Annotated in this window: 18 protein-coding genes and 1 tRNA gene; 16 read left to right on the forward strand and 3 right to left on the reverse strand. The window is 50.3% G+C overall.

What is annotated here, in order from left to right; translation table 11 throughout:
- Position 1 precedes the first annotated feature (1 nt).
- From MP213Fo_RS10675 to MP213Fo_RS10705, 7 genes are all read left to right on the forward strand, one after another.
- Complete coding sequence (locus MP213Fo_RS10675) at positions 2-1,180, forward strand: sensor histidine kinase (RefSeq protein ID WP_421088999.1); 1,179 nt, start codon at positions 2-4, stop codon at positions 1,178-1,180.
- Positions 1,177-1,809, forward strand: coding sequence for a response regulator transcription factor (locus tag MP213Fo_RS10680; protein WP_421089000.1), 633 nt, complete (start codon positions 1,177-1,179; stop codon positions 1,807-1,809). Before MP213Fo_RS10675 ends, MP213Fo_RS10680 begins: the two co-directional genes overlap by 4 nt.
- Positions 1,810-2,197: 388 nt before the next feature.
- Positions 2,198-4,954: a xanthine dehydrogenase family protein molybdopterin-binding subunit gene (locus MP213Fo_RS10685; RefSeq protein WP_421089001.1), complete on the forward strand. Its 2,757-nt coding sequence runs from the start codon at positions 2,198-2,200 to the stop codon at positions 4,952-4,954.
- Entirely contained in the window at positions 4,951-5,490 is a 540-nt protein-coding gene (locus MP213Fo_RS10690; RefSeq protein WP_421089002.1) for a (2Fe-2S)-binding protein, read from the forward strand. The genes MP213Fo_RS10685 and MP213Fo_RS10690 overlap by 4 nt, the downstream gene beginning before the upstream one ends.
- A complete protein-coding gene (locus tag MP213Fo_RS10695) occupies positions 5,487-6,755 on the forward strand; it encodes a c-type cytochrome (RefSeq protein ID WP_421089003.1) in 1,269 nt (422 codons plus the stop codon). Before MP213Fo_RS10690 ends, MP213Fo_RS10695 begins: the two co-directional genes overlap by 4 nt.
- Positions 6,756-6,827: 72 nt before the next feature.
- Entirely contained in the window at positions 6,828-7,766 is a 939-nt protein-coding gene (locus tag MP213Fo_RS10700; RefSeq protein WP_421089004.1) for an XdhC family protein, read from the forward strand.
- Positions 7,759-8,364 carry a nucleotidyltransferase family protein gene (locus tag MP213Fo_RS10705; protein WP_421089005.1) on the forward strand — a complete coding sequence of 202 codons (606 nt, stop codon included), beginning with the start codon at positions 7,759-7,761 and terminating at the stop codon, positions 8,362-8,364. The genes MP213Fo_RS10700 and MP213Fo_RS10705 overlap by 8 nt, the downstream gene beginning before the upstream one ends.
- A gap of 79 nt (positions 8,365-8,443) precedes the next feature.
- On the opposite strand, the gene MP213Fo_RS10710 is transcribed toward MP213Fo_RS10705, so the two are convergent.
- A complete protein-coding gene (locus tag MP213Fo_RS10710) occupies positions 8,444-9,151 on the reverse strand; it encodes a L,D-transpeptidase (protein WP_421089006.1) in 708 nt (235 codons plus the stop codon).
- Between the two features lie 200 nt (positions 9,152-9,351).
- Positions 9,352-9,441 (reverse strand) — tRNA-Ser (locus tag MP213Fo_RS10715).
- A 522-nt stretch (positions 9,442-9,963) separates the two neighbouring features.
- Here MP213Fo_RS10715 and MP213Fo_RS10720 point away from each other — a divergent pair.
- The 3 genes from MP213Fo_RS10720 (at position 9,964) to MP213Fo_RS10730 (ending at position 12,214) form a co-directional block, all read left to right on the forward strand.
- Positions 9,964-10,272 carry a hypothetical protein gene (locus tag MP213Fo_RS10720; protein WP_421089007.1) on the forward strand — a complete coding sequence of 103 codons (309 nt, stop codon included), beginning with the start codon at positions 9,964-9,966 and terminating at the stop codon, positions 10,270-10,272.
- 41 nt (positions 10,273-10,313) lie between these two features.
- A complete protein-coding gene (gene msrA / locus MP213Fo_RS10725; protein WP_421089008.1) occupies positions 10,314-10,961 on the forward strand; it encodes a peptide-methionine (S)-S-oxide reductase MsrA in 648 nt (215 codons plus the stop codon).
- A gap of 260 nt (positions 10,962-11,221) precedes the next feature.
- Positions 11,222-12,214, forward strand: a complete 993-nt coding sequence (locus MP213Fo_RS10730) for a BMP family lipoprotein (RefSeq protein ID WP_421089009.1) — start codon at positions 11,222-11,224, stop codon at positions 12,212-12,214.
- Positions 12,215-12,451: 237 nt separating this feature from the next.
- On the opposite strand, the gene MP213Fo_RS10735 is transcribed toward MP213Fo_RS10730, so the two are convergent.
- Entirely contained in the window at positions 12,452-12,664 is a 213-nt protein-coding gene (locus tag MP213Fo_RS10735; protein WP_421089010.1) for a SlyX family protein, read from the reverse strand.
- Between the two features lie 256 nt (positions 12,665-12,920).
- Here MP213Fo_RS10735 and MP213Fo_RS10740 point away from each other — a divergent pair, with 256 nt between their 5' ends.
- From MP213Fo_RS10740 to MP213Fo_RS10765, 6 genes are all read left to right on the forward strand, one after another.
- Entirely contained in the window at positions 12,921-14,474 is a 1,554-nt protein-coding gene (locus tag MP213Fo_RS10740; protein ID WP_421091106.1) for an ABC transporter ATP-binding protein, read from the forward strand.
- Positions 14,471-15,028: a cysteine hydrolase family protein gene (locus tag MP213Fo_RS10745; RefSeq protein WP_421089011.1), complete on the forward strand. Its 558-nt coding sequence runs from the start codon at positions 14,471-14,473 to the stop codon at positions 15,026-15,028. Before MP213Fo_RS10740 ends, MP213Fo_RS10745 begins: the two co-directional genes overlap by 4 nt.
- Positions 15,025-16,161, forward strand: coding sequence for an ABC transporter permease (locus MP213Fo_RS10750; protein ID WP_421089012.1), 1,137 nt, complete (start codon positions 15,025-15,027; stop codon positions 16,159-16,161). The genes MP213Fo_RS10745 and MP213Fo_RS10750 overlap by 4 nt, the downstream gene beginning before the upstream one ends.
- Before the next feature lie 5 nt (positions 16,162-16,166).
- Positions 16,167-17,138 (forward strand): ABC transporter permease, encoded by a 972-nt coding sequence (locus tag MP213Fo_RS10755; protein ID WP_421089013.1) that lies wholly within the window; start codon positions 16,167-16,169, stop codon positions 17,136-17,138.
- Positions 17,139-17,323: 185 nt separating this feature from the next.
- Entirely contained in the window at positions 17,324-17,716 is a 393-nt protein-coding gene (locus tag MP213Fo_RS10760; RefSeq protein WP_421089014.1) for a cytidine deaminase, read from the forward strand.
- A gap of 9 nt (positions 17,717-17,725) precedes the next feature.
- A complete protein-coding gene (locus MP213Fo_RS10765; RefSeq protein WP_421091107.1) occupies positions 17,726-18,535 on the forward strand; it encodes a purine-nucleoside phosphorylase in 810 nt (269 codons plus the stop codon).
- The last annotated feature ends 2 nt before the right edge of the window (positions 18,536-18,537 follow it).

Below are 18,537 nucleotides of genomic sequence, written 5' to 3' on the forward strand. Positions count from 1 at the left end.
AATGCAGAAAAACCAAGCAGATAAACCGGGCCAAGTCATTCAGCCTGCCCACATTGCTCATGATGATGACATCAGAGCATTTTCGGCTAAGCATGCACCATCAGTGACGGGGCGTGTGTTGCAGGATGGTGCCCGTATTTGGCAGCTGATCGCCGGTTTTGTGTTGATAATCATTATTTTCATCGCCGATACGGTGACAGATCTTGAGATTGCTGCTGCTGTTTTTTACGTGGCCGTCGTGCTGCTCTCGGTTCGTTTATTACAACGCAGTGCAGTGATCTGGACGATGCTGCTCTGTGTCGTGCTCACCGTTGTGAGCTATTTTCTGACGCTGAGCGGCTCACCTGAATCCGGTATTGTTAATGCAGGTATCAGTATTGCTGCCATTGGTGTTACGACGTGGCTGGCTTTGCAAATCCGCACTGCGCAGCAGGCCGTTGAGGATGCCCGCAAGCAGATGGAGCAAATGGCACGGGTGATGACGCTCGGTGAATTGACAACGTCAATTGCGCATGAGGTTAACCAGCCATTGGCAGCGGTTACCACCAGTGCTGCAGCCTGTAAGCGCTGGCTGGTGATGGAGCCGCCCAATCTGGAAAAAGCCAAGCAGGCCGTAGAACGGATCAGCAAAGATGCGGCGCGTGCGGCAGAGGTTGTGGGGCGGGTCAGAGCGCTGGTTCAGCGCCAGCCCTCTGCGCGCGAGGTTGTACAGCTCAACTCTGTGATTGCAGATGTTGTGGCGCTGGTGCGTGGCGATCTGGAGCGAGCGAAAATTACTTTGCGCCTTGATCTGGATGAAGATTTGCCGGTGATCGTGGTCGATAAAATCGAGATTGAACAGGTTTTACTGAATTTGATTGGCAATGCTGTTGATGCTGTGCGCAGTGCAGTGTCTGTTCCGGTGCAGACAGGGCTGAGTGAAGTATCGGTCACTTCGCGCCGCGAGCCCGATGGCGGCGTGCGCATCGCTGTTGCCGATACCGGAAACGGGGTTCCGGCAGAGCGGTTAAAGACGATGTTCGATGCTTTTTACACTACAAAAACCGGTGGTATCGGCATTGGTCTGGCCATCAGCCGCAGTATTATCGAAGCCCATCAGGGCGGAATACGGGCTTATCCGCGCAATCCGCATGGTCTGGTTGTGGAGTTTACACTGAAGAAAAATGAGGGTGCCGCATGAGCCAGATTGAAACCGTCGTACCCAATACAGAGCCTGTGGTTTATATTATTGATGATGATCAGTCTTTGCGTGAGGCCATTGAAGATCTGTTGAATTCTGTCGGGCTTGAAGCGCAGTCTTTTGCCTCGGTTCAGGACTTTCTCGACGGTGATCGCGGTGATGTGCCCGCTTGTCTGGTGCTGGATATTCGTATGCCCGGTATGAGCGGATTGGATTTTCAGCGTGAGATGGACAAATGGAACATTGTTTTGCCGGTGATTATGATTACTGGACATGGCGATATTCCGATGTCTGTACGTGCTATGAAGCAAGGCGCCATCGAGTTTTTAACCAAACCGTTTCGCGAGCAAGATTTGCTTGATGCAATCCAGCAGGGCATTGCCATTGATCGTGAAAACCGCCTTGCACGTAGCGCATTTGCAGATATCCGTAGCCGATTTGCAAGTCTAAGTGATGGTGAGCGTGAGGTTGTGACCCATGTGGTGGCGGGATTGCTTAACAAGCAGATTGCAGCGGAATTGAATGTGAGCGAAATCACCGTGAAAGTTCGCCGCGCTCAGGCGATGCGTAAAATGCAGGTCGGATCACTGCCGGAGCTGGTACGTATGATGCATGTTATCGCCGGATAATCCCAAACTCACGATTATGTGTTGGTGTAATTATACAATCACTTATCTGCGTTGTTTTGTAATATTGAAATTGTTCTAAAGTATGGTACTTTCAAAACATAAAGGTGAGAAATATTAGTTTTATATAAAAGTTTGTTTAGCTTATCTCATGAAACTTAAAGTGCTATTTTTATTTTAATAAGATGCATGATTAAGTCTGATAGATAAGCTAAATTTTTATAGGCAGACTATCGTGATTTGAAATATAAATATTTGCTATGATGGCATCTATAGTAAATATTTATTGATGATTGCAGTTGATTTCAGCTTCGTATTCACTAGATCTTTTTATTAAGGTCTGGAATGCATGTTGTTGTTTCGTGCAATCGTAGCTCTTGGAGTATAATATATGACGCAAACGCGCAGAGATTTTCTTAAATTCACAGCGTCCGGGATTGCGGTAACCATTCTTCCTATCCGTGCGGCGCGCGCTGCATTATTTGAAAATCAGATTTTGGATTTGCCGCTTCCTCAGGGCACTACCCAGCTTAAGCGCCGTGTTGACGGCGTGTCCAAGGTAACAGGCTCCAAGGTTTTTGCTCGTGATATTCGTGCTAAAGATATGCCGGATTGGCCAAAAGATCAGGCGCATGCTTTTGTGGTTTGGTCAAATCGCGCCGATGCACCGTTTCTAGGCCTGGATCTGTCTTTGCTCGGCGATGATTTGCAGCCGGATTATCTGGTGACAGCTGAAGACACGGTTAAAGCCGGTCTCGATTTTTACGATTCATATACTTACGGCCAGAAGATGTTTTTGCCGAAGGGTGATGTGCCGTTATTTTTGGGGCATCCGCTGGCCATTCTGGTCTATCGTGATTTTGCCCGCTTCTCTGTGGCAAAACGTGTTTATAAAACCAAGCGCGATGAGATTATTCAATATGGCGAAACCACTGCGCCTGTGGAGCAGGGGCCGTGGTCGAATTTCCGTTTTGTCCGTGTTGAGGGTGAAGGCGGATCGAAAGGTGCTAAAGACCTCTTCAATCCGGTCGATGATGATTATGTTTTTGCCAGCTATGACAAGAATGATGTGAACTGGCCGAAAGCTGATCTGGCCGGTGATAATATGGCACGTGGTATGGCCTATGCGGATGCGATCCGTGCGGAGCTACAATCGCCGCCCGCTGACTGGCATGTGATTGAGCGTGAATATTATTCACCTTTCATTGATGCTGCAGCGCTTGAGCCTGATAATTGCAATTGCTGGTATGATGCCAAAGCCGGCAAGCTGGAAATTGTGATGGCCAGCCAGAGCCCGCATGAAGTGATGACCGGCACCGCCGCGATGCTTAAAAAAAGCAGCTTTGAAGTGGGTGAGCTCAAAGGGCATCCGGCCTATACTGTTGGTTATGGTACCAAAGAGCACAGCCCGTTTCCTTATTACGGTATTGTTGCCGCTCTGTTTGCCGAGGGGCATCCGGTTCGTCTGGCGCTTGACCGTGAAGAGCATTTTCAGACCGCGATTAAACGTCACCCTGTGCGGATGAAATACCGACTTGGGATCAATCGAAAAACTTTGAAAATGCAATCTTTTGCAGCCGATCTGTTGCTTGATGGCGGCGGGCGTCAAAACTACACCACACCGGTCACGCAGGTTGCAGCTGGTGCGGCGCAGGGCATTTATTACTTCCCTAAAAATGATATTGCTGCGGTTGCTCACTCGTCACGGGCACCAATGTCCGGGTCGGTGCGTGGTTTCGGCTCTTTGGAATCGCAAATCGGCACAGAAATTTTGGTCGAAGAGCTGGCTGCAGAGCTGGGCGTGGATTCGATGGAACTGCGTCTTAACAATACATTGCATGATGGTGAACGCAGTTCTGCCGGTGCTTTTCCGCTCAGCCTGTGCCGTATGCATGAAATGATCGAGGCTGACCGTGCGCATCCGGTATGGGCGGATCGTGAAAAGCGCAAAGCCGAGTTTGAAGCCGCCAATCCGGCGCTGAAATACGGCGTTGGTTACGCCATTGCCAAAAAGGGCTTTGGTAACTCCAATGAGGCTGTTGCTGCTGCGGTTACACTGACAGCAGATGGCAAAATCCGCTTGCATCATATTGCTGTTGAAATTGGCACCGGTGCGGTGAGTACACAGGCACTGATGTGTTCGCGCTGGCTTGGTAAGCCCGCAGATGAAATTGAAAGTGCTGCGCTGAACTGGTCACCACTGGAAATGTTTGTAACACTGAGCCCGTTTGTGATGGATAAAGCCCATCAGGATGAGATGTTGCAGGATCCGCGCTGGACACCTGCCATGGCATCGGCATCAAGTGCTACAAACAGTGCGTTTTATTTCACCCACGGCACGCATGAAGCCTGCCGCCTGATTTATGAACGCGGAATTATTCCGGCAGCGGCAGCGCTGTGGAATGTCTCGCTGCAAGAGGCAGCTGGAGCCACATGGCAGAATGAACAATTTGTGCTGGCTGACGGCCGTACACTGAGCTTGGCAGAGCTTGCTACTAAGGCGCATGAGGCCAAAGTGGTTACCGGTGCCATGATCCACGGTTTTGACCGCTGGGGTTGGGCCGAGGCTGATTTTGAGGTGTTGGGTGAAACCAGCCGCCGCCCTATTGATGGTCTGGCTATTCAAACCGGTTCTGATGTGTGGCAGCGGATTGAGCGCCAGAATGTGCATTATATGGATCCGCAGATCGATAATGCCAGCTGGTCACGTTTTTCACCGGCATCCGCACTGATCGAGGTTAGTGTTAACCGCGGTACGGGCGAGGTCAAAGTGCTTTCGCATCATTCAACGCTTGATGCAGGGCGTGTGCTGGTGCCGGAATTTGTATCGGGTCAGTTGCAGGGCGCTATCGGCATGTCGATCGGCCATGCACTTTACGAAGGTATGCCGCTTTATGAAGGCGGTCCCGGCAGCGGCGACTGGAACTTTAACCGTTACCGTCTGCCACGCGGCAAGGATGTCGCGGTGTGGAAACAGACCGCCAATATTCTGCCGGTTACAGAACAAGAAGATCATCCCAAGGGTATCGCAGAAGTCGTGCAAATTCCGACAATTCCGGCTGTTGTTAATGCGGTTGCGCATGCAACGGGCAAATATCTGCGCGAATTACCTTTGACGGAAGACAAGATTAAAGAGGCATTGTCATGAGCATTCAGACACGCGAAATCAACATGCGTATTAATGGCGAAAAAATCGGGCCGGTTACAGTGCCAGATGAATTGTCGATGGTGGATTTCCTGCATGAATATGCAGGATTGACCGGTACGCGCTTTGGTTGTGGTCAGGGGCTGTGCCGCGCTTGTACCGTGATTATTGATGAGGCCGACGGCACCAGCCGTGAAATGCGCACCTGCATTACCGGCGCGCATTATTTCAATGACCGCTCGATCCGTACGATTGAAGGTCATGCGACGAAGGATGCGGAAGGTGAACTCAAACTATCGCCGGTTCAGGAAGCTTTTCTCGATCATTTTTCGTTCCAGTGCTCTTATTGCGCACCGGGATTTGTGAATGCGGCAACTGTGCTGATCGAGCATTTGCAGCGCGAGCCGGTAGCACGTGAAAATGTTGAGCAGGTTATTGAAGATTCCCTCAATGATCACATCTGCCGCTGCACGGGCTATGTGCGCTATTACAGTGCAGTACGTGATGTGGTGATGAACACGCCGGGGCTGATCAAATGAAGCCAGTTTTCAAATGGATTATCGGTGCCGGTATAGTTGGTGGGTTGGCTGCGGCTTCTGTGCCTTTCTGGCCTTCAACCTCTGCTTATGATGTCGCTTCCGCAGAAAAAACTCTGAGTGCAACGGCGTCAGCAGAAGATAAAGCGCAATTGGTTGCACGCGGCAAATATCTGGCAGCAGTCGCCGATTGTGCGGCTTGTCACCAATCGCCTGATGGTGCGCCTTATGCTGGCGGATTACCGATTGATACGCCTTTTGGCGTGATTTACGGAACCAATATTACGCCGGATAAAGAGACAGGCATTGGTAATTATACCTCGGCTGAGTTTTATCATGCGGTTGCGGATGGTGTGCGCGGTGATGGCAAAAAGCTTTATCCTGCTATGCCTTATGTCTCTTACCATGCCATCAGGCAGGCTGATTCCGATGCGATCTATGCCTATCTGATGACCCAGCAGCCTGTGAACCGTGCTAATCCGGCTTTGGAATTGCCATTTCCGTTTAATCAGCGCTGGGCAATGGCCTATTGGAACCTTGTCAATGGAAAGCTATCGCTTCCGGCAAATGCTTCGGCAGAGGTAACAAACGGTGCTTATCTGACGGATGTTCTGGGGCATTGTCAGGAATGTCATACACCGCGTAATATTATTGGTGGTATGAAAATGGCTTCAGCCTATCAAGGCAGTGTACTTGGCAAAATTACTGCGCCAAGCCTGACGCCGGAAGCTTTGGCCGCACGCGGCTGGACTGTTGAGGATATCCGCACATTCCTCAAAACCGGTATGTCACCACAAGGCACGATGACGCTGGAAATGTATCCGGTTCTGCTGCATTCATCGCAATATATGACGGATGATGATATTGCCGCCATTCAGACCTATCTGACCGGCGATCAATTGCCGGTTGCACCCAAGCAGCCGGAGATTGCTATTGAGGCTTCCGTCCGCCAAAGCGGTCGTGATGCCTATATGGCTGTCTGCGCTGGTTGTCATGGCGTCGATGGTGAGGGCAAACCGCATATTGCACCGCCGATGAACACCAATACCAGTGCTAAGCTTGCCGACCCGAGCAATCTCATTCATGTGTTGCTGGATGGTATTGCAGAGCAAAAACTTGCCAATGGCGAAGTGATGCAAAGCATGCCCGGATTTAAAAACGCACTGAGCAATCAGGAGCTGGCTGATCTGGTCAATTATATGCGTGCTGAATGGGGCGGCCAGCCTGCCAATATCACCGTTAAAGATATTGAAAAAGCAGGCAGTTAACGCGTTTTCTGTATGAGCAGTACAGTGGGAATACCTTGTGCTGCTCATACAGATAATAAGGCAAAATCTTATATGAAGAGTGATCTTGCGCCTGATAAAGTTGAAGTGCATCGCGCTTTTGCAACTGATCAGCCTATCGATGTGCTGCGGTTTGCCCATGATGCTCTGAGCGGCGGGCAGGCTTGTGCGCTGATAACACTGGTAGAGATTGACGGCGGCTCTGCGCGTTCATTGGGCGCGCATATGGCGGTAACCGCTGCGGGTGCTTATTGCGGCACTGTTTCGGGTGGCTGTGTTGAGGGAGTGGCTGCCAGAGAGGCGCTGACGGCGCTTGCTGAAGGCCGTGACAAGGTTGTGCGGCTTGGTAAGGGCTCAGCCTATTTTGATCTGGAGCTGCCCTGTGGCGGCGGTATTAATCTGGCTATTCATCTCATCAGAGAACCGCAAGTAATCGAGGCGGTTCTAAATGCCCATGCGCAACGCAGGTCTGCGCGATTGATCTATGATCCGGAAAAGAAAATTTTACGCTTTGATGAGGCGCCCGCTGTAACCGGCTGGAGCAATGGTGTTTTTTGCACCAATTATCATCCGTCCTTGCGCATTGTCTTGTTCTCGCAAGGGCTGGAAGGCGATATGCTGGAGCAGGCAGCCCAAGCGCTGAAGATTGAGACTCGACGCGATTTACCAAAAATCACACTTGCAGAGATCGACAGGTATACGGCGATTATCTTTTTGCAACATGATGTTGATAAAGAAATTCCGGTACTGCAGGTTGCTCTGCAAAGCCAGGCTTTTTACATCGGTTGTCTGGGTAGCAGGCGTACCCATGCAGTGCGCAGTCAAATATTGCTGAAGAACGGTTTTTCCCAACAACAGATTGATCGCATTGCGGCGCCTGTTGGGTTGTTTGGCCCCGTACGTGATGCTTGCTCACTTGCCGTTTCGGTACTGGGTGAAATTATGTCCCGTCAATTAGCAGCTGGTGTTGATCTGGATGTGGCTGATGATTGATGCCAGTACTGTGGCAGTACTTGTGCTTGGCGCAGGTGAAGGCTCTCGTTATGCTGATGGTGACAAACTCGGTGTAATGCTCAATGGGTTGCCGGTGGCGCATCATGTGCTGAACATGTTGCAGGGGTTTCGCTGGGGCGCTAAAATCCTGACTTGCCGGACCCAAAGCTCCGAACAGACCACATGGATCCAGGGTTATGCCCGCCAAGGCTTTGAGATCGCTGTGGTGGAGGAGCCCGAGACGGGTATGCTCGGCTCGTTGCATAGGGGTTTAAGAGCTGTGAAGGATCAGTCGCATGTGCTGATTTGTCTGGCAGATATGCCTTTGGTACCAGCCGTACATATTGAACGCCTGCTGGCTGCGCACCATCGCATAAAGGCGCCGGTTATCGCATCACGCTCCCAAACATATCGCGGCCCGCCGGCATTATGCGTGCCGGATTATCTGCGTACTTTGCCAGAAAATGGTGAGGGTGGGGCTCGCTCATTGCTGACAGAGGCCGGATTTGTAGAAATGGATGATCCGGCATTTTGTGATATTGATACGGTGCATGATTTTGAAAAAGTAAGACAAATCTTACAAAGCAATTCAGGCTGAGCGCTTTCTGTTGCTGTTATCCAGTTACACATAAAAAAGCGCCGGTTTAACCGGCGCTTTTTTATGTTTCGATGGTGTGTCAGCTGGTTGCTTGCATACCCATGCTTGGATCCGGAATGACCACGATGGTGCTGCCATCACGTACATTATCATAAAGATGCATCACATCCTGATTGAGAAGGCGGATACAGCCCGAGGAAACGGCTTTACCGATTGTCCATGCCTCTGGCGAGCCGTGAATGCGGTAAATGGTGTCTCTGCCGTCTTTATGGATATAATGTGCGCGGGCGCCAAGTGGATTGTTAAGGCCAGGCCCCATGCCGCCATTGGCAATACTGTATGGCTGCAGCGACGGATTACGAGCGACCATTTCATCCGGTGGTGTCCAGCGTGGCCATTTACGTTTATAGGCAATAATTGCACGGCCGGACCAGGCAAATCCATCACGACCGACACCAATACCGTAGCGCATTGCTCGGCCACCGGATTTGATGTGGTAGAGATATTTATTTGGCGTATCGACAATCACTGTGCCCGGCTTTTCATCGGTTTGATAGTCAACTTCCTGCCGCCAGTATTTTTCAGGTACTTTTGAAACGTCGACTTCAGGCACTTCATAGCCTTCATCAGAGACGGCATAATACATCGGGGGCGTGATGCGTTTAACAGGAGTTGGCTTCAAAGGAGCGGTGGGACGCATCGCTTCACCATTGGAAACACAACCGGCAAGCATAAGGGCACTGGCGCCAAGTAAAAAGTTACGGCGTGCAAATTTATAATCAGACATACAAAACTCTATCTTATTGGTATTTGAGTAGCTTTAGGAGAGTGGGGGATGGCTAACCTGAAACTACGTCAAAACAGTGAGACAGTGCGATATTCTTTCATTGCAAATGAAAACCGCTCTTGAGCCGGAGTTATCAGCTTTGTGCTTAAGTCAGCCTTAAGAAAATCAAAATAGTTCTATTTTTATTGAAATTTAGAAACTGGCGGAGAGAGAGGGATTCGAACCCTCGAGACGGTTCCCCGCCTACACACTTTCCAGGCGTGCGCCTTCAACCACTCGGCCACCTCTCCACTCGAAATTGATATTATTGAATGATATCAATCACCACGGCGTCTTAGTAAACAGTGGTCAGCTGTTAAACGACCGTTTCGGCGCGGAATATAGCTATAATGCGAACATGTTCAACCATTATTTCGCAATTCATTGAAATCAGTGAGTTTTCCTGTTGGCTAATGGTTGTTTTCGACTGAAAAATAGAAGCTTTTCTAGCTTAAGATATTGTTTGTATTGGTTTTATTTATTTTGCATTATTATGGTTCAAAAAGCTGGTTTCTGGCTGAGAAACAGCGTTTTGGGGGCTGTCTCGTATCAAATATTCGCTGCGCGTGACAAGAATATCGAATCTTATGAATTTACAGTTAGATTGATGACTAAGCGAAGCGCAGCAAATTTTCATTGAAACAGTTAATGTCTATTCAGGAACTGATGAGCATAACTGCCGGTATGAACCTTGTCGGAACATCTGTCGTTAGCTTAATGCAAATGGAAGCATTGCTTGCTACGATCCTTTATTGTGCGGAATATGAGAACCTATGCGCGTATTTTTTAAAGTTTTGGCGCTGGTGTCGCTGAGCATCAGTTTACTGTTCGGTATTTTTGACATTGCACGCTCCGTTGCACTGTCACGATTGGCAATGATGCCGATTCTAGACGGTTGGGAAAATTATTTTCCTGAATATTTATCGATGTTTTCCGGCTTTATTCGCCAATATTTCTGGTCTGGCTTTTGGGAGGGCTGGATGATGCCTGTCTTGTATTTGCCTGCATGGGGCCTATTTTTAGTGTTGAGCATATTGTTTTACACAATCGCAATTATGCCTGGCGAATCCCGCAAGAGATAGGTTAAGCCTCCAAGAGATTGCTGACCTGCAGATTGAAAGTTATGAACATGTTCAGACAATATCCGGATCATAAATTGCGTATGCCTTCAGCTGGTGAGGCATTGGCTGGCCGTGACCAGCCGCTGGATATTCCGGCGAGCCATTTTATATTAGGGCATCCGCTACAGGCGCCGTGGCCGCAAAATATGAAGAAAATTTTATTTGGTATGGGCTGCTTCTGGGGTGTGGAACGGTTGTTCTGGCAACTTCCGGGAGTATATGTCACTGCCGCTGGCTATAGCGGCGGACTGACCCCAAACCCGACCTATGAAGAAACCTGCACAGGGCTGACAGGGCATAATGAGGTTGTGCTTGTGGTCTATGATCCGGAAGAGATCACGCTTGAAAAACTGTTGCAGGTGTTCTGGGAGGAGCATGATCCGACGCAGGGTATGCGGCAGGGCAATGATATCGGTACCACTTATCGTTCCGGAATTTATGTTTATTCGGATGATGACTTGCAAACTGCGCTGGCAAGCAGGGAAACCTATCAGCAGGCGCTGACGACGCAGGGTTTGGGTATGATTACAACTGAAATTCTGCCAGCCGCCGCGCTTTACTATGCGGAAGCATATCATCAGCAATATCTGGCTAAAAACCCTCAAGGTTATTGCGGATTACGTGGCACCGGCGTGTCTTGTTTTATTTGATGTTTAGCTAATTAACCGACCGGATTTTTCACCTCTATAAAGCCAGCGGCTTAAACATGTGCTGATGCATAAATTTATGATGAAAAAAATTCTGACCCGTGCCAGATTAACATCAGATTTATAGTTGTAAGATCATCTGATCTGAAAATACAGTATCTTTAAGTGCTGGCTAGCTGCGTGCGGCCACAAGGTTTAAGACTATTGTTGAACATTATTAACAACGAGCGCAGATATTTGCGTCATCCGGAGGGCGAGTGGTTATGAAGCGTATTGTAATGGGGCTTTTGGCAGCGACTTTAAGTGTTTCGGGTGCTTATGCAGCTGAACTTAAGCCTGCTGTTGTTTATGATTTTGGCGGCAAATTCGATAAATCTTTTAATGAAGCTGCCTATAATGGTGCCGCGAAATATAAAACGGATCACGGTACCTCTTATCGTGAGTTTGAAATTCAAAACGATGCACAGCGCGAGCAGGCGCTGCGTAAATTTGCGCAGGATGGTAACTCGCCTATCGTTATCGCCGGTTTTTCGGCCGTTTCTGCGATTGAAAAAGTTGCCGCTGAATTTCCGGATACCAAATTCGTTATTATTGATGCGGTTGTAGAGGCGCCGAATGTGCGCTCGGTCGTTTTCAAGGAAGAAGAAGGCGGTTATCTCGTTGGTATTCTGGCAGGCATGGCTTCTAAAACCGGCACAGTCAGCTTTGTCGGGGGTATGGATGTGCCGCTGATCCGTCGTTTTTATTGCGGCTATGCTGGTGGTGCCAAGGCTGGTAAGGCTGGTACTAAGGTTTTGCAGAACTGGACTGGCGATACGCCATCTGCATGGAATGATCCTGCAAAAGGCAGCGAAATTACCAAATCACAGATCGATCAGGGTTCTGACGTGATCTATCATGCAGCGGGCGGTACCGGTATTGGTGTACTGCAGGCTGCGGCCGATGCCGGTAAGCTTGGTATTGGTGTTGATTCCAACCAGAATGGTCTGCATCCGGGCCATGTTCTGACCTCAATGGTCAAGGGCGTGGATAGCGCTGTTTATGCAGCTTTTGCTGATACTGCCGCAGATAAGTTTACTGCCGGTATTGTGCAAATGGGGCTCAAGGAAGACGGCGTTGGCTATGCTATGGACGAAAACAATGAAAAACTGATCACGCCGGAAATGAAAGCTGCCGTTGAAGCAGCAAAGGCTGACATTATTTCAGGCAAGATCAAGGTGCATGACTATACAACCGATAGTAAGTGCCCATACTAATTCCAGAGCGGGTAACGATCAGGTTGGAGCGCAACACTCGCTCTGGATTTTAGAGTTATCGCATTGTCATAGCTATCAAGTTGGTTCAACTTGATAGTGAAATGCTCGATAGCCGCTTCATCATTTCGCGGCTTGAATATAGGCTGAAATACATAAAGGGCAGTGTTATCACTGCCCTTTATGCTGAAATTATTTGGTGACGTGATTTAAAAACGCACATTTTGCCAGTGTATCAGTTTACCAGTGGGGTGGTTTGGTAACCGCAACTTCGGGTGCGGTCTGCTCTTCCAGCTCCAAAAACCGGTTGGTCAAAGCGTTCAGCTTTTTGCTCATCCCTGAGATCAGTTTCCACTGCTCGGCAATCTCGCCCGATAAATCCTCAATGGTTTTCTCTTGCTCGGCATAACGTATTTCAAGCTCAATCAGGCGTTCTGACAGGTTTTCAGACATTCGGGGGCCCTTTCATATATCCTGCAGAGCATTCTGCCGCTTCATATCTTAGCGAAGTACGGGAAGACGAGGCATAAGTGAAGTGTATTTTACGGGGCATGTTGGTTCATTGTATCAACAGGCTACTCTTACGCGCTGTCTGTGTTAATTTCTTGTCATTCTGCGATGGGGCTTATAGCAATAGTGTGCCGGCAGGGGTGTTTCGGCAACTGGAATCAATTACAACCTGCAATATCAATAGTGAGCGGATGGGATGATGGCGCAGCCTGCACTAGAACTGACCGGAATTGATAAGCGTTTCGGCGCCGTGCACGCTAACCGTGCTATCGACCTGCGGATCGATAAAGGAACCATTCACGGTATTATCGGTGAAAACGGTGCCGGAAAATCCACATTGATGTCGATCATCTATGGATTTTATCAACCGGATAAAGGCACTATTAAAGTCAATGACCAAGTGGTCAATATTGCCAATCCCGATGCGGCAATTGCAGCCGGTATTGGTATGGTGCATCAGCATTTTATGCTGGTTGATAATTTTACGGTGCTTGAAAATGTGATGCTCGGCGCTGAGGGTGCGCCGCTTTTATCTGCCGGTATCGCCAAAGCGCGGCAGCAGTTGAAAGCACTGGAAAAAGAATATGCGCTCGATGTGGATCCGGATGCGGTGGTGGAAGATCTGCCGGTGGGTCTTCAGCAGCGTGTAGAAATTCTCAAGGCGCTCTATCGCGGTGCGGAGATTTTGATCCTCGACGAGCCGACCGGTGTGTTAACGCCATCAGAGGCCGATCATCTGTTTCGTATTTTGCGCCAGCTCAAAGAGCAGGGCAAAACCATTGTACTAATTACCCATAAGCTGCGCGAGATTATGGCCGTTACCGATAATGTTTCGGTGATGCGGCAGGGCGAAATGGTTGCCACACGCATAACCGCAGAGGCCAGTGTTGAAGAGCTGGCAGAGCTGATGGTGGGCCGCCGTGTTTTGCTGCGCGTGAACAAGCAGCCCGCAGTGGCAGGTGAAGCCCTGTTACAGGTGAAAAACCTGATGGTGCGTAATGCACAAAAAACCACTGTGGTTGACAGCGTCTCATTTGATGTGCGGGCGGGCGAGATTGTGGGCATTGCCGGTGTGGCCGGTAATGGTCAATCCGAACTGATTGAAGTGATTGCCGGTATCCGCAAGGCCGAGAGTGGCGTGGTGATGCTCAACCGCCTGCCTGTGAATGTGACTGGCAATGCGCATCCAGCCGAACTGCGCCGCCGCGGTCTGGCGCATGTGCCCGAAGACCGCCACCATATGGGGCTGGTGCTGGCCTATGAAGAATATGAAAACTCGATCCTTGGTTATCACGATGACCCGCACTATCTCAAAGGGCCGTTTTTGAATGTAGAAGTCATTCTGCAAGATGCACGCAGCAAGATTGAGCAATATGATATTCGCCCCGCTGATCCGCGTTTGAAAACTGCCAATTTCTCTGGCGGTAACCAGCAGAAAATTGTGCTGGCTCGTGAGATGGAGCGCAATCCTGACGTGCTGATTGTGGCGCAGCCCACACGCGGTGTTGATGTCGGAGCCATTGAATTTATTCATAAGCGGATTATCGAAATGCGCGATGCGGGAAAGGCTGTGTTGCTGGTATCCGTTGAGCTTGATGAAATCCGCTCGTTGTCAGACCGTATTCTGGTGATGTTTGCCGGACAGGTTGTTGGCGAATGCACGCCGGAAGCCAGTGAAAAAGAAATCGGCCTGTTGATGGCCGGTATTAAAGATGACACGCATAATCTTGCCGGGAAAGGCTCGCACTCATGATCAGTTCAACTCCGGCTTTGCTCATTGTGGATATGCAAAAAGCGATTGATGATCCGAAATACGGACAGCGCGGACAGCCGCAAGCGGAAGCCAATTTGCAGTTGTTGCTTGCCGCATGGCGCGAGCGCCGTCTGCCGGTTGTGCATATCCGCCATGATTCCACTGATCCGCAATCGCCTTATCGTGCAGGCACTGAGGGGAATGATTTTAAAGCCGAGGTTGAGCCGCAGATTGGCGAGCCGGTGATTGATAAGCGCACCAATAATGCATTTATCGGCACAGATCTGATGGATGTGCTGGATGAATTGCAAATCCGCTCGCTGGTGGTTGGCGGTGTGTTACTGGAAAACTCGGTGGATGCCACAGTACGGATGGCGGCCAATCTTGGATTTGAGGTAACGGTGCCATCCGATGCAGTTGCCAGTAGCCAGCGCACGGATTTGCAGGGGCGGGTGTGGAGTGCAGATGATGTGCATGCGCTGACACTGGCTGTGTTGCAGGGCGAATATGCGCAGATTGCAGATACCGAGGCAGTGATCGGAATGTTGCCATGAGCCAGCCCTTTGCAAAATTACCGCGCTGGGTGGATTACGGGCTGATACCGGCGCTCAATCTGGTCGTGGCTTTTGCAGTGGCGGGGCTGGTGGTGTTGCTGGTAGGGGAAAACCCGCTGGATGCCGCATGGCTGATGATCAAGGGCGCGTTCGGATCCGGTGAGGGTATCGGGTATACGCTGTTTTACGCGACAAATTTCATTTTTGCCGGTCTTGCTGTTGCGGTCGCGTTTCATTGTGGCTTGTTTAATATTGGCGGTGAGGGGCAGGCCTATATTGGTGGCCTTGGCGTGGCGCTGGTATGTTTGACGCTGGATAATGCCATGCCATGGTGGATCACTATGATTGTGGCGCTGGTTGCCAGTGCAGCATTTGGTGCCTTATGGGCATTGATACCGGCATGGCTTTTGGCCAGGCGCGGCTCGCATATTGTTATCACTACGATTATGTTCAACTTTATTGCAGCGAGTTTAATGGTCTGGCTGATTGTCAATTTTATTAAGCCGCTCGGGGCTATGGCACCGGAAAGCCGCGGATTTGCTGCGGGCGGGCAATTGCCGAAACTTGACTGGCTGATGCAGATATTCGGTCTGGAGATACGTTCTGCACCACTTAATATCAGTTTTATTCTAGCGCTGATTGCGGCTTATCTTGTATGGATTTTGATCTGGCGTACCAAGATCGGTTATGAAATCCGCACGATGGGACATAGCCCCAGAGCCGCAGAATATGCAGGCATGAACCCCACCAGAACCATCGTGATTGCAATGCTGATTTCCGGTGCTCTGGCCGGTATGATGGCACTTAATCCGGTGATGGGCGGGCAATACCGTCTGCAGCTCGATTTTGTGGCCGGTGCCGGTTTTGTGGGTATCGCCGTGGCGCTGATGGGGCGCTCGCATCCGGCCGGTATTATTCCGGCGGCGGTATTGTTTGGCATGCTGTATCAGGGCGGGGCTGAAATTGCCTTTGATATGCCGAATATTTCACGCGATATGATTGTGATTATTCAAGGATTGGTCATTTTGTTTGCCGGTGCGATGGAGCATATGTTCCGTCCGGCTTTTCAACGTTTTTTCATGCGACTTGCGGTTGAGAGTGCTGACAAAGCAACCGTACCGGCAGGGGAGTGAGCAGCATGGAAACCTATGTGACCCTTATTCAATTGCTGGATTCAACCTTGCGCCTTTCAGCGCCATTGTTGTTTGCCTGTCTCGCAGGTCTGTATTCCGAACGTGCCGGTATTGTTGATATCGGCCTTGAGGGCAAAATGCTGGCGGGCAGTTTTGCTGCCGGCACTGTTGCCGCATTGAGCGGCTCGGCGATTGCCGGGCTTGGTGCTGCAGTGCTGGTTTCTGTGATGCTGTCCTTGGTGCATGGCTTTGCCTCGATTACGCATCGCGGCAACCAGATTGTTTCCGGTCTGGCAATTAATTTCATTGCAGCAGGTACAACGATCATTCTCGGACAGGCATGGTTCGGCCAAGGCGGACGCACGCCATCTTTGCCCAACACTGCGCGTTTTACTGCGATTAATCTGCCTGGAGCAGAGGCATTGAGAGATGTGCCGGTGATCGGCTATATTTATGCCGAGTTGATCTCTGGTCATTCCATTCTGGTGTATCTGGCCTTTTTGACGGTGCCGCTGACATGGTGGGTGCTGTATCGCACACGCTTTGGCCTGCGTTTGCGCGCTGTCGGTGAAAATCCGGCTGCGGTTGATACGGCGGGAATTTCGGTCACATGGCTGCGCTATCGTGCCGTGATCATTTGCGGGCTATTATGCGGTATGGCAGGTGCCTATCTGGCTACCGCACAAGGCGCAGGCTTTGTGAAAGATATGACCGCAGGCAAGGGCTATATTGCGCTTGCTGCGCTGATTTTTGCAAAATGGCGTCCGGTACAGGCGATGTTTGCCTGTTTGCTATTCGGCTTTCTTGAAGCTGCCGGTATCCGGCTGCAAGGCCAGTCACTGCCGTTTATCGGTGATGTGCCGGTACAGTTCATGCAGGCACTGCCCTATATTCTGACGGTTATTCTGCTGGCAGGATTTATCGGCAAGGCCACGCCGCCACGAGCGGGAGGTATTCCTTATGTCAAGGAGCGCTAGAGCATTTCACTATCAAGTTGGATCAACTTGATAGCTATGAGAATGCGAAAACTCTAAAATCTAGAGCGTTTTCGTTTTTAATTGAAGCAGGAAAACCGCTCTATCTGTTTGTTTGAACGCAGTTTCTTAGGGGAAGCCGGCTCCGACTATCCCTGAAGCTGCCCTAACTTTAACCGGAGGTCGTGATGGCTCAGGATTTATTTGATGCAGCCTATGCCGCAATGCAAAAATGCCATGCGCCATATTCTAAATTTCCGGTAGGAGCGGCGCTGCGCACCAAAGACGGGCGGATTTATTCCGGCTGTAATATTGAAGTAATTTCCTTTCCTGAAGGTTGGTGTGCAGAAACCACGATGTTGTCGCATTTTGTGATGGGTGGCGGCGGCGAAATTGCCGAAATTCTGGTGATGGCAGAAAAGCTGGACAAGTGCTCACCCTGTGGCGGATGCCGTCAGCGGCTGGCGGAGTTTGCCGGTGCCGATGTGCCTCTGCATCTTTGCGACAGTTCCGGCGTGGTGCAAACTGTGACAATGCAGGCGCTGCTGCCGTTTAGTTTTCAGACCGATGTGATTGGTTGAGATATGGCTATGGGTGAAGCGGCTGTTATCCTGCGCAAGCGTCTCAATGAGGCATTTCCTAAAGAAACACTGAAAGCAGCTATTGTACTGGGATCAGGTCTTGGCGGGTTGGTTGCCGAGCTCGATGATCCGGTGCACATCCGCTACTCGGATCTGCCGGGCTTTCCTAAAAGCGGTGTCAGCGGTCATGCCGGTGAAGTGGTTACCGGGCGGTTATCCGGCAGGCTGGTGATGGTGCTGGCAGGGCGCGCCCATTATTACGAGCAGGGCAATGCAGCTGCAATGCGCCCTGTGCTTGAAACCCTTAAATCACTTGGGCTTGAAATCCTGATCCTGACCAATGCTGCTGGTTCGGTGCGTGAAGATATGCAGCCCGGCAGCGTGATGCTGATTGATGACCATATTAATTATTCCGGTATGAATCCGTTGATCGGTGAGCACACTGATGCACGCTTTACCGGTATGACTGCGGCCTATGATGATGCGTTAAAGCAGGCCTTACATATGGCAGCCACCCGCTGTGGTGAGGTGTTGCATGAGGGTGTGTATATGTGGTTCTCGGGGCCGTCGTTTGAAACACCGGCAGAAATTCGTATGGCCCGGGTGCTTGGTGCCGATGCGGTGGGCATGTCGACAGTGCCTGAGGTGATTTTAAGCCGCTTTTTAGGGCTGCGGGTTGTGGCCTGCTCGGTGATTACCAATTATGGCGCGGGTATGAGCGGGGATGAACTGTCGCATGATGAAACCAAAACCATGGCGCCTTTGGGCGGGAAAAAGCTGCAAAAAATTATCAAGATGCTGATAGGTGACATCGCCTGACC

The sequence above is a fragment of the Pseudochrobactrum mosebachae genome (assembly GCF_048914685.1).
Classification (GTDB): Bacteria; Pseudomonadota; Alphaproteobacteria; order Rhizobiales; family Rhizobiaceae; genus Pseudochrobactrum.